Origin of the sequence: Saccharothrix longispora, assembly GCF_030852425.1 — a bacterium.
In the GTDB taxonomy this organism is placed as follows: Bacteria; Actinomycetota; Actinomycetes; order Mycobacteriales; family Pseudonocardiaceae; genus Actinosynnema; species Actinosynnema longispora.
The window spans coordinates 80,308-94,278 of record NZ_NSDM01000001.1 but is presented as its reverse complement, the minus strand read 5'-3'; the positions used below and the strand labels follow the sequence as shown (position 1 = coordinate 94,278).

Genomic DNA, 13,971 nt, shown 5'->3' with positions numbered 1-13,971 from the left:
TGATGGGAGGTGTGGCACCGAAGCCGTTCGCGTCCGACGCCGACCTCACGCCCGAGGACGAGGTCTTCGTCGAACTGGCCGAGGGCGTCTACGCCCTCACCGCCGAGGGACACCCGAACGTGGGTGCCATCGAGGGGGAGGACTTCCTGGTCTGCGTGGACGCCCGCGCCACGCCGAAGGCCGCGCGCCGCTGGCTCGACGTGCTGCGCCGGCACACCGGCAAACCGGTCCGCCACCTGGTCCTGAGCCACTACCACGCGGTGCGCGTGCTCGGCGCCTCCGCGTTCGGGGCGGACGAGGTCATCGCGCACGAGAACACCCGCGAGCTGATCGCCGAGCGCGGTCGCGCCGACCGGGCCCACGAGCACGGGCGGATGCCCGCCCTGTTCGAGGAGCCCGCGGGCATCCCGGGCCTGACCTGGCCGACGATGACGTTCTCCGACCGGCTCACCATCCCGCTCGGCGGCGACCGGGGCGTGGTCGAGCTGCGGTACGCCGGTCGGGGGCACACTGCGGGCGACGTCCTCGTGTGGCTGCCGCACCAGCGCGTCCTGTTCGCGGGCGACCTCGTCGGGGGAGGGGCCGCGCCCTGCACCGGGGACGCGTTCCACGACGAGTGGGCGACCTCGACGCTGGACCGGGTCGCGGCCCTGGGCGCGGAGCAGCTCGTCGGCGGGCGGGGCGCGCCGGCGCGCGACCGGGGCGGGGTGGAGGCCGCGATCGCCCGGTCCCGCCACTTCCTGGACGAGCTGCGCCGCGCGGTCGGGTCGGTGCACGTCGCCGGCGGCACGGTGAAGGAGGCGTTCCGGGCGGCGCACGCCGCCCTGGCCCCGCGCCACGGCCGGTCGCCGGCCTTCGAGCGGTGCCTGCCGTTCGACGTGCAGCGCTGCTGGGACGAGTGCGACGGCGTGGACTGGCCGCGGATCTGGACGCCGGAGCGGGAGCGCGCGGTGCGGGAAGCGCTCCGGTGACCCCGCCCGCGCCCCGGTGGTCGACGGTGGCGGTCAGCGGCGGCGGGGGGTGAGGGTGAAGCCCTCCGGCTTGAGCGTGAGCGCCTCCGCCACCCGCAGCCGGTGGTCCGGCGACGCCACCAGGTCGTAGCGGCGCAGCAGCGTGCCCAGCGCCAGCGTGGCCTCGTGCACCGCGAACTGCCGCCCGATGCACGCCCGTTCGCCCGTCCCGAACGGCTTGTAGACGTGCGCCGGCCGGGCCCGCACCCGATCCGGCGCGAACCGGTCCGGGTCGAACGACTCCGGTGACGGCCACACCTCCGGGTTCCGGTGCACCAGCGGCAGCAGGACGAGGACCCACTGGCCCGCCTCGAGCGGGTACCGCCCGCCGAGCACGGTGCCGCGCCGCGCCTCCCGCGCGTACACCGGCGCGGTCGGCCACAGCCGCAGCGCCTCGTCCAGCACCCGCCGCACGTACCGCAGCTTGGCCACCTGCTCGAACTCCGGCGCCTCCGCCGCGCCCCACACCGCGTCGACCTCGGCCCGCGCCCTCTCGGCCACCTCCGGGTGGCGCGACAGGTAGTGCAGGGCGAACGACAGCGCGCCGGACGTCGTCTCGTGCCCGGCGATCAGGAACGTGATGACCTGGTCGCGGATGTTCACCTCGTCGAGGGCGCCCGAGTCGAGCATCAGCCCGAGCAGGTCCGCCCCGCCGCCGCCCTCGGCGCGCCGCGCCCGGACCACCTCGTCCACGACCTCGGCCAGGTGGGCCAGGTCCCTCCGGTACCGCTCCTCGGCCCGACCGCCGAACAGCGTGCGGACCAGCGGGAACGTGAAGTTCCGGCGCTGGGCGTACCGCAGCGGGCCGAGCGTGGCGCTCACGAACGGGTGCGCGGTGGACCGCTCGAACGACTCGAAGGAGTAGCCGAACCCGACCCGCCCGGTGGTCTCCAGGGCCAGCGCGGTCATGTCCGCCGACACGTCGACCTCGCCGCCGCGGTCCCACTTCGCCACCAGTTGCGCGGTCACCTCGACCATCGTCCGGTGGTGGCCCGCCAGTTCGGCTCGTGGTTGTAGGCGGTGAACAGGCCGTCGCCGCCGATGCCGCGCGGCATCTCCACGCCCGGCGCGAGGTGCTTGGCGAACCGGGTCTCGTCGGCCAGCTCGGCGGTCAGCGCCCCGCCGGCCACGAACACGATCTCCAGGTCCAGGAACTTGCGGGTGAAGATCGGCCCGAGGCCGCGGCCCAGGCGCATCGAGTCCTGCACGGGCGTGCGGCGGCTCGTGCCCACGACGTCGCCGACGACCGGCAGCCGCCACCGGGGGTGCGGGATCGCGGTGGTGTCCACCGCCCGCGCGCCCGTCGTCGGCGCGGGGCGGGCCATCAGCGCTTCGCCCTGTTCGGCTCGGCCATGCGGCGCTGCATCTCGTCGGTGGCCATCCGCCGCTGCAACCAGGAGGAGAACGTCGGGAACGCGCCGCCGAGCGTGGCGGCGAACCGCAGCTCGGGCGGTGCCACGGCGACCTCGGCCAGGTCCTTCTCGACGGCGTCCAGGACGGCCTCCGCGACCTGTGCCGGGGACACGGTCCGCACGCCCTTCGGCGGCACGCCGCCCGCGTCGGCGAACATCCCGGCGTCGCGCACCATGCCCGGCTCCACGACGGAGACGCCGACGCCGGTGCCGCGCAGGTCCTCCCGGATGCCCAGCGCGAACCCGCGCAGGCCGAACTTGGACGCGTTGTAGAGCGACGAGTGGCCGGAGGCGACCTTGCCCGCGAGCGAGCCGATGTGCACGACGTGCCCGCGCCCGCGCGCCACCATCCCCGGGACGAGGGCGTGGGTGAGGGCGATCGGCGCCTCCAGGTTGACCGCGAGGGCCCGCCTGACCTGCTCGGGGGTGAAGTCGAGCAGCGCGCCGTTGGCGGGCAGCGCGGCGTTGGCGACCAGCACGTCCACCTCGCCCGCCTCCTCCACCAGGCGCGCCACGTCGGCCGGGTCGGCGAGGTCCGCGGCCACGACGCGGCCGCCGGTCGCGTCGGCGACCCGCTCCAGCTCGGCGACCCGCCGCCCGGTCAGCACGAGTCGCGCGCCCCGGTCGGCCAGGGCGCGGGCGATGGCCTGCCCGAGCCCGCCGGTGGCCCCGGTGACCAGTGCGGTGGTTCCCCTGACGTGCATGAGCCCTCCCGGAGTTGTACTGTTCGTTCGAACGAACAGTACCATCGGCGGCGCACGGCCGGTGGCGGGAGGAGAGCGGGTGGCAGGGGACAATGGGGGCATGACCAAGCCCGTCGAAACCCGGCAGCGGATCGTCGGCGCCGTGCTGCGGATCATCGGCGAGGACGGCGTCGCCGGTGTGACCAACCGGCGCATCGCCCAGGAGGCGGGCGTCTCGCTCGGCTCGATCACCTACCACTTCGCCACGCAGCAGGACCTGCTGCGGGAGAGCATGCTGCACTTCGTCGCCGACGAGACCCGGCGGTTCGCGGAGCTGGCCCGGCAGAACCAGGCAGGCTGCGACGACCTGGAGCAGGTCGTCGAGGTCGTGTGCCAGGTCGGCCGGGCCACGCGGGCGGACGCGGACCGGATCGCGCCTCACGAGCTGTACCTCAACGCCGGGCGCGACCCGGAGCTGCGCGCCGCCGCCGCCGAGTGCTTCGCCGCCTACGACAAGCTGGCCTCGACCGTGCTGGCGTCCATCGGGGTCGAGGACGCCGACCAGGTCGCCGGGGCCGTCGTCGCCATGGTGATGGGGCTCAAGCTGCGCGCCCTGTCCACCGGCTCCGACCCCGAGGACCTGGTCGACGGCCTCATGGCGATCGCCAAGGCGCTCACACGGTGATGCCGGTGAGCACCAGCGTGCGCTCCTCGGTGAAGTCCTCCATCGCCGACCGCACGCCCTCGCGCCCGGTGCCCGACCCCTTCACGCCGCCGTACGGCATCTGGTCGGCCCGGTAGGACGGCACGTCGCCGACGATCACGCCGCCGACCTCCAGCTCGGCCGCCGCTTCGAAGGCGATGCCGACGTCGCGCGTGAACACCCCGGCCTGCAACCCGTAGTCGGTGGCGTTGGCCTGCTCGAACGCCTCCGCGACCGAGTCCACCACGGACACCGCGAGCACCGGCCCGAACACCTCCTGGCGCCACAGCTTCGCCGTCTCCGGCACGTCCTGCACCACGGTCGGCTCGACCGTGGTGCCGGTCCGCCCGCCGCCGACGTGCAGGGTCGCCCCGGCGGACACGGCCTCGGCCACCCACTCCTCGACGCGGCGCGCGTTGTCCTCGTCGATCAGCGGCCCGACCTCGACCTCCGGGTCGTGCGGGTCGCCGGTCCGCAGCGACCGCACGGCCGCCACCAGCTTCGGCACGAACTCACCGGCCACGTCCCGGTGCACGATCACCCGCTGCACCGCGATGCACGACTGCCCGGCCTGGTAGTTGCCGAACGTGGCGATCCGCGAGGCCGCCAGGTCCAGGTCCGGCCAGTCCGGGCACACGATGGCCGCCGAGTTCGAGCCCAGCTCCATCACCACGTGCTTGCGCGGCGCGTCGTCCATCAGCGACCAGCCGACCGAGGTGGACCCGGTGAACGAGATGACCGGCAGCCGCTCGTCGGTGACCAGCGCCTTCATGTCGCCGCCGCGCACCGGCAGCACGGAGAACGCGCCCTCGGGCAGGTCGGTCTGCGCCAGCAGCTCGCCGAGCAGCAGCGCCGACAGCGGCGTCGCCGACGCGGGCTTCACGATCACCGGCGCGCCGACCGCGAGGGCGGGGGCGACCTTGTGCGCGACCAGGTTCAGCGGGAAGTTGAACGGCGCCACGGCCAGCACGGGGCCGCGCGGCACCCGGCGCACGACGGCCAGCCGCCCCTCGCCGCTCGGGTCGGTGTCCAGGCGCTGGAGGTCGCCGGTGAACCGCCGGGCCTCCTCGGCGGCGAACCGGAACGTGTTCACCGCCCGCTGCACCTCGGTGTTCGCCCACCGCAGCGGCTTGCCGTTCTCGGCGGTGATCGTCTCGGCGATCTCCTCGGCGCGGTCGGCCAGCGCTTCGGAAACCTGCATCAGCGCACGGGCACGCACGTGCGCGGGCGTGCGCCGGAAGTCCTTCGCGACGGCCGCGGCGGCGGCCACGGCCCGCTCCACCTGGTCCGGTCCGGGCACGGCGACCGACGCCACCTCCGTGCCGTCGAACGGGTGGAAGACGGTGATGGCCTGCACGCCCTGCTCGGCGCGTCCGGCGATCCAGCAGGGCCTCGGCTCGGGGGTGGTGGCGTCCATGGACCACACCGTATGCCCGTCCGGGTTGGTTCGACTATCGATCTTGGAAGTGCTCTTCCACATACCGCGCGTGACCGAGGTAGTACTCGTCGTGTCGCTCCGCGCGCTGCCGGTGGAACTCCGGGCGCTCCCGGATCATGGTCACCATGTCGTCCAACCGGGCGAGCACGCGCGCGCCCAGGCCCGTGACCTCGGCGCCGTAAGCCGCGAAGAACAGCTCCGCGCGCCGCCACTGCTCGTCGGGTGTCCCCCACTCGGGTGAGATCGGCACCAGGCAGTACGCGGTGTAGGCCAGGTCCCACCAGCGCGGCCCCGGCCGGGCCCCGTCGAAGTCGATGAACCCGACCGGCAGGCCGTCCCGGAACACCGTGTTGTACGGCGCCAGGTCGTTGTGGCAGATCACCTCGACGGGTGACAGCGCCGGGAACTGCCAGCCCTCCCGCACGTGCGCGAGCCCGGCCGACGCGTCGTGCAGCCGGCGGGCCAGCCGCGCCGCGGCCACCAGCACGTCGTCGGACCGCATCGCCCCGGGCAGCGGCGGGTGGCCCACCTCACCCGGCAGGTAGGACAGCACCTCCCGGCCGCGCTCGTCCACGCCGTGCGCGCGCGGCGCGATGCCAAGCGGCGCAAGGCGTTCCAGCAGCAGGTGCACGTTCGGCGTCCACGGCCCGGTCGGGCGGCGCACCGTCGACCCGATCCGGACGACCTCGTTCAGGCCGCCTCCGGTGAGCGGTTCCTCTTCCACGCATGACATCCTTCACCTGCGCGAACCCGCGAGACGAGAGGTTTTGCAGCAGTGGCTGAGAGCAGCAACCGCCCCGTGCTGGTCATCGACTTCGGCGCGCAGTACGCGCAGCTGATCGCCCGACGGGTCCGGGAGGCGCAGGTCTACTCGGAAGTCGTCCCGCACACCACACCCGTGGCGGAACTGCTGGAGCGCGACCCGGCCGCCATCGTGCTGTCCGGCGGCCCGTCCAGCGTCTACGAGCCGGGCGCCCCGCAGGTGGACCCGAAGTTGTTCGAGGTGGACGTGCCGGTGTTCGGCATCTGCTACGGCTTCCAGGCCATGGCGGGCGCCCTGGGCGGCACGGTCGAGCGCACCGGCGCCCGCGAGTACGGACGCACCGAGCTGGGCGTCCGGCAGGACGGGGGCCTCCTGCACGACGAGCTGCCCGCCAGCCACCCGGTGTGGATGAGCCACGGCGACTCGGTCACCAAGGCCCCCGAGGGCTTCACCGTGACCGCGACCAGCGAGGGCGCGCCGGTGGCCGCGTTCGAGGACCCGCGGCGCCGGTTCGCGGGCGTGCAGTACCACCCGGAGGTGGGCCACTCCCCGCACGGCCAGGAGGTGCTGCGCCGCTTCCTGCACGACATCGCGGGCATCCGCCCCCGGTGGACGACCTCGTCGATCGTGGACGAGCAGGTGGCGCGCATCCGGGAGCAGGTCGGCGACGGCAAGGCCATCTGCGGCCTGTCCGGCGGCGTCGACTCGGCGGTGGCCGCGGCCCTCGTGCAGCGCGCCATCGGTGACCGCCTCACCTGCGTGTTCGTCGACCACGGCCTGCTGCGCGCCGGTGAGCGCGCCCAGGTGGAGCGCGACTTCGTGGCCGCGACCGGCGTGAAGCTGGTGACCGTGGACGCCCGCGAGCGCTTCCTGGACGCGCTGGCCGGCGTCACGGACCCGGAGCGGAAGCGCAAGATCATCGGCCGCGAGTTCATCCGCGTCTTCGAGCAGGCCGAGCGCGACCTCAAGGCCGAGGGCGACTACGGGTTCCTGGTCCAGGGCACGCTGTACCCGGACGTCGTCGAGTCCGGCGGCGGCACCGGCGCGGCGAACATCAAGAGCCACCACAACGTGGGCGGACTGCCGGACGACCTCCAGTTCACCCTCGTCGAGCCGCTGCGCGCGCTGTTCAAGGACGAGGTGCGCCGGGTCGGCACCGAGCTGGGCCTGCCCGAGACGATCGTGCAGCGCCAGCCGTTCCCCGGCCCCGGCCTCGGCATCCGCATCATCGGCGAGGTGACCGCCGAGCGCCTGGAGGTCCTGCGCAAGGCCGACGCCATCGCCCGCGAGGAGCTGACCACCGCGGGCCTCGACCGGCAGATCTGGCAGTGCCCCGTGGTGCTGCTGGCGGACGTGCGCAGCGTCGGCGTGCAGGGCGACGGCCGCACCTACGGCCACCCGGTCGTGCTGCGGCCGGTGTCCAGCGAGGACGCCATGACCGCGGACTGGACGCGCCTGCCGTACGACGTGCTGGAGCGCATCTCGACCCGCATCACCAACGAGGTGGACGAGGTCAACCGGGTCGTGCTGGACGTGACGAGCAAGCCGCCGGGCACCATCGAGTGGGAGTGACCCTCCCCTGAACGGCCGGAAGGCCCGTCCCACCCGGGACGGGCCTTCCGCTCTTCCTCCGACCCCCTCGGTCGCTACCCCCGCCGCCGGGCGGATCCCGCCAGCAGGCCGATGCCGATGACCACGGCCCCGCCCGCCAGCGCCCACCTCAGGTCGAGGAAGGCGGGCCACGAGGCGCCGTCCGAGAGCATGTAGGTCGCGGCGACCAGGGCCGCGACCCCCAGCACCAGCCCCACCACGTCGACCCCGCGCTTCTCGACCGAATCCTGGTCAGCCACGGCTCACCACCACCTCTCCCAGCTCGCTCCGCACGTCCAGCTCGATCCTCAGCCCGCCCGGGCCGTCGGCGCCGTCGTCGTCGACGGTCTCCAGCCGGTCCTCGCCGCCCGACTCCGCGCCCAGGCACCGCGTCGACCCGAGGTCCGCGCGGCAGGTCGCCACCACGTCCGCGTTCGCCGGCACCGTCACCCGCGCGCTGCCCACCCCGACCTCGACGACCGTCTTCACCGACCCCGTGCCCGGCAGACCGGTCAGGTCCAGGTCGACCTCGCCGATGCCCGTCTCGTAGCGGGGCTGCACCTGCTCGATCGCGGTGGGCGCGGGCCGGTGGCTGCCGATCCGGTCGGTGCGGAGCGTCTCCAGGTCGGCGGCGGTCATGCCCACCCCGACGAGGGACAGCGGCACGACGAACCACAGCAGGCCCTTGGCACCGCCGCCGCGCAGCGCGCCGACCACCATGCCCAGGCCCATCACCGCGACCAGCAGGCCGATGACGTGCGGCACGGTGAACCAGGCCCAGTGGTCGGCCGCGATCACCGAACCGGCCAGCACCAGCATCGCCACGCCGAACGTGGCCACGCCTGCCCGCGACCTGCGCCGCACCGGTCGGGACCGCGCCACCACCGGCTCGGGCACGCCCGCCGGCTCCGGCAGGTCCCACGCGAACGGGGCCGCGCCCAGCGGGTCCCACGCGGGCGGCGTCACCCGCTCGGTCGTCTGGTCCTGCACCGGCACCCCCGGGTCGTAGGCCGGCAGCGTCGGTGGCGCGGCCGGTCGGTTGAGCTGCCCGCGACCGCGGTGCAGCAGGTAGATCCCCCCGACGGACAGCAGCACGCCGCCGACCATCGTGAACCCACCGTCGACGAAGAACCCCGTCGCGGGCAGCACGGCGATGCCCAGCGCCACGGTCAGGGGCGTCGGCGTCGAGCTGCGCCCCCGTCCGACCAGCGCCTCGGCCGCCGAGGACTCGTCGCCCTCCTGGGCCAGGAACAGCCAGCCCAGCAGGTAGACGAGCACGCCGGCGCCGTTGCACAGCGCCATCGCGACGAACGCCACCCGGACGATCACCGGGTCGATCTGGTACCGCTGTGCGATACCGGCGGCGACACCGGCGATCTTGCGACCGTCGTGTGGCCGCCTGGGTCGGCTGACCCAGAAGTCCTTCAGCGTCTCCTCGACGCCCGCTGCGCTGATGTTCCCGCTCACGATGACGAGCTTGCTGGACGGGGGCCGCCCCGCACATCCGGGACGCACCCTGAACCGGGCATGGGGTGGAACCCTGATGACCGGCCCCCGGCCGCGTGTGACCATCGTCCGGTGAGCGTGGAGACGAAGGCGAAAGCCGCGGAGCCGGTCCGCCGCAGGCGCACGGGGCGCGTGGTCGCGGGTGTGGCCGGTGGGGTCGCGGACCACCTCGGCGTCGAGGTGTTCTGGGTGCGCGCGGTGTTCGCCGCGCTGACCGCGCTCAACGGCGTCGGCGCCATCGCCTACGGCCTGCTGTGGCTGTTCGTGCCGCAGCAGGCGGCGGGCGTGCCCGAGCAGCCCCCGAACCCCAGGGAGCGGCAGCAGGCGCTGGGCCTGCTCGCCCTGGGCATCGGCGCGGCCGTGCTCACCGGCCTGGTCTCCGGCCCGGTCAGCGGCTGGATCACCGGGCCGCTCGCGGTGGCCATGGTCGGCGCGGCCGTCGTGTGGCGGGAGGCGGACGAGGCCCAGCGCCGCCGCTGGCGGGACGGCGCGCGGTCCGGGCTGCTCGGCACCGGTCGCACCACGGTCGTGCGGGTGCTCGCGGGCGTCGCCCTGGTCGCCATCGGCATCGGCGTGCTGCTGGTCAACAGCTACGGCATCGACCAGCTGCGGTTCGCGCTGCTCGCGGTGGTCGCCACGCTCGGCGGCGTCGCGGTGCTCACCGTGCCGCTGTGGATCAAGCTGATCAACGACCTGGGCGAGGAGCGCCGGGTCCGCATCCGCACCGAGGAGCGCGCCGAGATCGCCGCCCACCTGCACGACTCCGTCCTGCAAACGCTTGCGCTGATCCAGAAGCAGGCGGAGCAGCCGCGCGAGGTCAAGCGCCTCGCCCGCGGCCAGGAGCGGCAGCTGCGCGAGTGGCTGTACGGCAACGTCGTGGAGGACAGCACCCGGCCCAGGACGCTGTCCGCCGCCCTCGCCGCCGCGTCCGGCGAGGTGGAGGACCAGTTCGCGCTGTCCGTGCAGCCGGTCGTGGTCGGCGACTGCGAGCTGGACCCCGACCTGTACGCCCTGGTGCAGGCGGCCCGCGAGGCGGTGGTCAACGCGGCCAAGCACGCGGGCGTCGCCGAGATCAGCGTGTACGGCGAGGTGGAGCCCGATCGGGTGACCGTGTTCGTGCGCGACCGGGGCAAGGGCTTCGACCCGGAGACCGTCCCGGAGGACCGGCATGGCCTCGCGGACTCCATCGGGGGGAGGATGGAGCGGCACGGCGGTGAAGTCCGCATCCGCACCTCGCTGGGCGAGGGGACGGAAGTGCAGCTGATGATGCCGAGGAAGACAGCCGACAAGTGATCGGCTGACGAGTGGGAGACGGGGGCCGGGCCGTGGCGGTACGGGTGTTCCTGGTGGACGACCACGCGCTGTTCCGCGCGGGCGTGCGGGCCGAGCTGGACTCGATCACGGACGAGGTCGAGGTGGTCGGCGAGGCCGGCTCCGTCGGGGAGGCGGTCGTCGGCATCGGCCACCACCGGCCCGACGTGGTGCTGCTCGACGTGCACATGCCCGACGGCGGCGGGGCGGAGGTGCTGCGGCAGGTCCGCACGGCGCTGCCCGAGGTGGTGTTCCTGGCGCTGTCGGTGTCCGACGCGGCCGAGGACGTCATCGCGGTCATCCGGGCCGGCGCGCGCGGGTACGTGACGAAGACCATCTCCAGCCAGGAGCTGGTGCGCGCGGTCGTGCGGGTCGCGGAGGGCGACGCGGTGTTCAGCCCCCGGCTGGCCGGGTTCGTGCTGGACGCGTTCGCGGACCGGCCGGGCGCGGCCCCGATCAGCGACCCGGAGCTGGACCTGCTGACCCCGCGCGAGCGGGACGTGCTGCGGCTGCTGGCGCGCGGCTACGCGTACAAGGAGATCGCCTCGGAGCTGTTCATCTCGGTGAAGACGGTCGAGACGCACGTGTCGAGCGTGCTGCGCAAGACGCAGCTGTCCAACCGGTACGAGCTGTCGCGCTGGGCGTCGGACCGCCGCCTGGTCTAGCCGAACTGCCGCGAGCCCGTGATCACCAGTCGGCCGGGGCCGGGCTCGACCCGCAGCTCGTAGTCCCCGCTGGTCTCCACCCCGGCCTCCACGAAGACCACCCGGGTGCGCACCAGGACGGTCGCCCCGTCCTGGACCGCCTCGATCAGCGACGTCCGCACGTCCTCGTACCGGCCCCAGAACGCGGAGTACTCCTCGAACGGCAGGCGGTAGGACTCGGCGAGGTTCTCGTACGCCCTCGACGGGTCCTCGGGCAGCACCTCGTAGTGGCCGCGGACCAGTTCGACGGCGTTGTCGGCCGGGGACGGCACCCACTGCTCGACCGGCGGCCGGCCGTCGTGGAGTCCCAGCGCGTTGCCGAGGTCCACCACGTCGAGGTCCACCGCGGCGTACCCGACGACGCCCGCGACCAGCAGCACGGCCACGACCAGCGCGGCGACCACCCCGCGCCGGCGTCGGCCGGGGGCGGTTCCCGCCGCGGGCCCCTCGGCGGGCTCGGACTCCGGCTCTGGTTCCGGCGCCGGTTTCGGGGCGGACATCGGCGAGGTCGTCGGTGCGTGCGCGACCAGCAGGTCCACCAGTTCGGCGGCGGTCGGCCGCTCCGCGGGGTCCGGGGACAGCACGCGGGTGAGGAGGTCCGTCAGCTCGCCCGAGCGGGCGGGCGGCTCGATCCGGCCGGCGGCCGCCCGGTAGAGCAGGCCGAAGTTGTTGTCGGACTCGCCGTAGGGCGACCTGCCCTCGGTCGCCGCGTACAGGGTCGCGCCGAGGGAGAAGACGTCGGAGGCGCTGTCCGGCTGTTCGCCGCGCGCCACCTCGGGCGCGAGGTACGCCGGGGTGCCGGTGATCATGCCGCTGTCGGTCAGCGTGCCGTCACCCGTGGCGCGGGAGATGCCGAAGTCGGTGAGCTTCACCGTGCCGTCGTGCCCGATCAGCACGTTGGACGGCTTCACGTCGCGGTGCACGATGCCCGCCGCGTGCGCCGCGGCGAGCGCGGCGGCGACCTGGCCGCCGATCCTGGCCGTCTCTGCCGGGCTCACCGCACCGTCCTCCGCCAGCAGCCCGGCGAGGCTGCGGGAGGGCAGGTGCTCCATGACCAGCCACGGCCGGCCGTCCTCGACCACCACGTCGAACAGGGCGACGGCGTGGGGGTGGTGCAGCCTGGCGGCGTTGCGCGCCTCGCGCATCGCCCGGGCCCTGGCGACCTCCGCCTCGTCCGGCGTCAGGTCGGGCATGCGGAGCTGCTTCACGGCCACCTCGCGGTCGAGGAGCTCGTCGTGCGCCCGCCAGACGACGCCCATGGCGCCGCTGCCGACCCGCTCGACCAGCGCGTACCGACCGCCTACCGTCCCCCCGGACCCCGTCACGGGTTACGAGGGTAGGCGACGGGATCAGTTGGTCGAGACCAGCTTGGCCAATTCGCGGTCGAAGTCGATCCACAGGTCCTCCTCGCCGGGCTGCACCACGTCGTAGGTGAGGTCCAGGAACTCGGCGATGTGCTCGGCCTCGGCGGACAAGATCGCGAACCCGGTCGGCGCGTTCAGCTCCAGCAGGACCCGCTCCGGGTCGTCGGCGGCCGGGCGGATGAGGATGTCGCCCTCGCCGGACGCGGTCAGCAGGCCGTCGGCCAGCAGGTCGCGGGCGAAGATCCACTCGACCTTGCCCTGCCCGGTGTGGAACAGGACGGCTACCGCGTACGGGTCCTCCGGTTCGTAGTGCAGCTCGGCCTCCACCGGTGCCGGGGCGATCCCCGGTACGAGGAGGTGGAACGTCGTCGTGGTGGTGATGCTCTCGGTGCTCATGTCCCTGGGGTTCCCTTCGACGTCCATCCCTTTCATGAGAAGAGACGTCCGAGGGGGCGAATCGGGACGTGCTTCGCCTGAACACCACGCGATCGGGGGAGACCTGCGTCTCAAGTCCACCCGTTTGCCCAGGACGGGTGTCCCAACTGGCTCATACCGGCGGGTAACCCAGCGTTATCCCTGGTCACTTGAGCGTAGTCGCCAACTCCCGGATCGGCGCGCCGGGCGCCGGGGCGCGCCGCTTCCGGGTCAGCGCGACGCCCACGAGCACGACCACCATGCCGAGCACCACCCGCGCGTCGAGCGCCTCGCCGAGGAACGCCGCGCCGAGCAGCACGGAGACCACCGGCAGCAGGTAGCCCACCGTCGTGGCGTCGGTCGCGCCCACGTCCTGGATGAGCCGGTAGTTGAGGGCGAACGCGACGCCGGTGCCGAACACGCCCAGGACGGCCACGGCGACCAGCGGCCGCCAGTCGAGGTGCACCGGCTGGAGGCCGCCCGCGGGCACGACGAGCGCGGTGAGCCCGGAGGCGGCCACGAGCTGCGTGGCGGAGAGCTGGAGGGGCGTGGAGCCGCGCCCGGCCACCGTGCGGCCCACGTAGCTGTAGGAGACCGCGTACGAGGCGGCGGCCAGCAGGCACGCCAGCGCACCCCAGCTCGCCAGGCCGGCCCGCTCCCACGGCGCGAAGATGAGCAGCGTGCCCGCGAAACCGAGCGCGAGGCCGACGAACCGCACCGCGCCGCCGCCGCGCTCCGTGCCCAGCACCAGGCCGATCGCCAGCGCCCACAGCGGAGTGGTGGCGTTCAGCACGCCCGCCACGCCGGAGTCCACGGTCTGCTCGCCGACCGCGAACAGCACGAACGGGACGACGTTGCCGAACACCGCGGCGAGCGCCAGGTGGCCCCACACCGCCCGGTCCCGCGACAGCCGCCGACCGCCGACCCGGAGCAGCACCACCAGGACGCCCGCGCCCAGGACCGTGCGCGCCAGGGCGATCTGGACCGGCGACAGGCCGGTGAGGGCGATCTTGATCCACAGGAAGCTGGAGCCCCACAGCAGGGCGAGGACGCCCATCCTGATCAGCGTGCCG

15 protein-coding genes are annotated in these 13,971 nt (G+C 74.0%); 5 read left to right on the top strand and 10 right to left on the bottom strand.

Going from position 1 to position 13,971, the window contains the following annotated elements; translation table 11 throughout:
• Positions 1-11 precede the first annotated feature (11 nt).
• Positions 12-971 carry an MBL fold metallo-hydrolase gene (locus CKY47_RS00465; RefSeq protein ID WP_306743581.1) on the top strand — a complete coding sequence of 320 codons (960 nt, stop codon included), beginning with the start codon at positions 12-14 and terminating at the stop codon, positions 969-971.
• Between the two features lie 33 nt (positions 972-1,004).
• Here CKY47_RS00465 and CKY47_RS00460 read toward each other — a convergent pair whose 3' ends face one another.
• Genes CKY47_RS00460 through CKY47_RS00450 form a run of 3 tightly spaced genes read right to left on the bottom strand, consistent with a single transcriptional unit; the run spans position 1,005 to position 3,126 of the window.
• The gene (locus tag CKY47_RS00460; RefSeq protein ID WP_371320589.1) at positions 1,005-1,988 is read right to left on the bottom strand and encodes a cytochrome P450; all 984 of its coding nucleotides are present in this window, start codon (positions 1,986-1,988) and stop codon (positions 1,005-1,007) included.
• A complete protein-coding gene (locus CKY47_RS00455) occupies positions 1,976-2,335 on the bottom strand; it encodes a hypothetical protein (RefSeq protein WP_306743579.1) in 360 nt (119 codons plus the stop codon). Before CKY47_RS00455 ends, CKY47_RS00460 begins: the two co-directional genes overlap by 13 nt.
• Positions 2,335-3,126: an SDR family NAD(P)-dependent oxidoreductase gene (locus CKY47_RS00450; RefSeq protein ID WP_306743578.1), complete on the bottom strand. Its 792-nt coding sequence runs from the start codon at positions 3,124-3,126 to the stop codon at positions 2,335-2,337. Before CKY47_RS00450 ends, CKY47_RS00455 begins: the two co-directional genes overlap by 1 nt.
• A 100-nt stretch (positions 3,127-3,226) precedes the next feature.
• On the opposite strand from CKY47_RS00450, the gene CKY47_RS00445 reads away from it, so the two are divergent.
• A complete protein-coding gene (locus CKY47_RS00445) occupies positions 3,227-3,790 on the top strand; it encodes a TetR/AcrR family transcriptional regulator (protein ID WP_306743577.1) in 564 nt (187 codons plus the stop codon).
• Here CKY47_RS00445 and CKY47_RS00440 read toward each other — a convergent pair.
• Together CKY47_RS00440 and CKY47_RS00435 are read right to left on the bottom strand one after the other, a co-directional pair.
• Positions 3,780-5,225 carry an aldehyde dehydrogenase family protein gene (locus CKY47_RS00440; RefSeq protein ID WP_306743576.1) on the bottom strand — a complete coding sequence of 482 codons (1,446 nt, stop codon included), beginning with the start codon at positions 5,223-5,225 and terminating at the stop codon, positions 3,780-3,782. The genes CKY47_RS00445 and CKY47_RS00440 overlap by 11 nt on opposite strands.
• A 34-nt stretch (positions 5,226-5,259) precedes the next feature.
• Positions 5,260-5,970: a phosphotransferase gene (locus CKY47_RS00435; protein ID WP_306743575.1), complete on the bottom strand. Its 711-nt coding sequence runs from the start codon at positions 5,968-5,970 to the stop codon at positions 5,260-5,262.
• 51 nt (positions 5,971-6,021) lie between these two features.
• Between CKY47_RS00435 and guaA the strand changes: the two genes are divergently transcribed.
• Positions 6,022-7,581, top strand: a complete 1,560-nt coding sequence (gene guaA, locus CKY47_RS00430; protein WP_306743574.1) for a glutamine-hydrolyzing GMP synthase — start codon at positions 6,022-6,024, stop codon at positions 7,579-7,581.
• Positions 7,582-7,655: 74 nt separating this feature from the next.
• Here the strand turns inward: guaA and CKY47_RS00425 are convergent, their stop codons facing one another.
• Positions 7,656-7,859 (bottom strand): hypothetical protein, encoded by a 204-nt coding sequence (locus CKY47_RS00425; protein WP_306743573.1) that lies wholly within the window; start codon positions 7,857-7,859, stop codon positions 7,656-7,658.
• Positions 7,852-9,066 (bottom strand): PspC domain-containing protein, encoded by a 1,215-nt coding sequence (locus tag CKY47_RS00420; protein WP_306743572.1) that lies wholly within the window; start codon positions 9,064-9,066, stop codon positions 7,852-7,854. The genes CKY47_RS00425 and CKY47_RS00420 overlap by 8 nt, the downstream gene beginning before the upstream one ends.
• Before the next feature lie 60 nt (positions 9,067-9,126).
• On the opposite strand from CKY47_RS00420, the gene CKY47_RS00415 reads away from it, so the two are divergent.
• Positions 9,127-10,398 (top strand): ATP-binding protein, encoded by a 1,272-nt coding sequence (locus CKY47_RS00415; protein WP_371320588.1) that lies wholly within the window; start codon positions 9,127-9,129, stop codon positions 10,396-10,398.
• Positions 10,399-10,430: 32 nt separating this feature from the next.
• Positions 10,431-11,081: a response regulator gene (locus tag CKY47_RS00410; protein WP_306743570.1), complete on the top strand. Its 651-nt coding sequence runs from the start codon at positions 10,431-10,433 to the stop codon at positions 11,079-11,081.
• Here CKY47_RS00410 and CKY47_RS00405 read toward each other — a convergent pair.
• The 3 genes from CKY47_RS00405 to CKY47_RS00395 form a co-directional block, all read right to left on the bottom strand.
• On the bottom strand, positions 11,078-12,445 hold the full coding sequence (locus tag CKY47_RS00405) for a serine/threonine-protein kinase (RefSeq protein ID WP_306743569.1): 1,368 nt from the start codon (positions 12,443-12,445) through the stop codon (positions 11,078-11,080). The genes CKY47_RS00410 and CKY47_RS00405 overlap by 4 nt on opposite strands.
• A gap of 24 nt (positions 12,446-12,469) precedes the next feature.
• Entirely contained in the window at positions 12,470-12,880 is a 411-nt protein-coding gene (locus CKY47_RS00400) for an SsgA family sporulation/cell division regulator (protein ID WP_306743568.1), read from the bottom strand.
• 184 nt (positions 12,881-13,064) lie between these two features.
• A complete protein-coding gene (locus tag CKY47_RS00395; RefSeq protein ID WP_306744507.1) occupies positions 13,065-13,955 on the bottom strand; it encodes a DMT family transporter in 891 nt (296 codons plus the stop codon).
• Positions 13,956-13,971 lie beyond the last annotated feature (16 nt).

Excerpts from the sequence above, each read along its gene's own strand:
- CKY47_RS00460 (WP_371320589.1), bottom strand. The coding sequence starts at position 1,988 with ATGGTCGAGGTGACCGCGCAACTGGTGGCGAAGTGGGACCGCGGCGGC.
- CKY47_RS00455 (WP_306743579.1), bottom strand. The coding sequence starts at position 2,335 with ATGGCCCGCCCCGCGCCGACGACGGGCGCGCGGGCGGTGGACACCACC.
- CKY47_RS00450 (WP_306743578.1), bottom strand. The coding sequence starts at position 3,126 with ATGCACGTCAGGGGAACCACCGCACTGGTCACCGGGGCCACCGGCGGG.
- CKY47_RS00445 (WP_306743577.1), top strand. The coding sequence starts at position 3,227 with ATGACCAAGCCCGTCGAAACCCGGCAGCGGATCGTCGGCGCCGTGCTG.
- CKY47_RS00440 (WP_306743576.1), bottom strand. The coding sequence starts at position 5,225 with ATGGACGCCACCACCCCCGAGCCGAGGCCCTGCTGGATCGCCGGACGC.
- CKY47_RS00415 (WP_371320588.1), top strand. The coding sequence starts at position 9,127 with ATGGGGTGGAACCCTGATGACCGGCCCCCGGCCGCGTGTGACCATCGT.
- CKY47_RS00400 (WP_306743568.1), bottom strand. The coding sequence starts at position 12,880 with ATGAGCACCGAGAGCATCACCACCACGACGACGTTCCACCTCCTCGTA.
- CKY47_RS00395 (WP_306744507.1), bottom strand. The coding sequence starts at position 13,955 with ATGGGCGTCCTCGCCCTGCTGTGGGGCTCCAGCTTCCTGTGGATCAAG.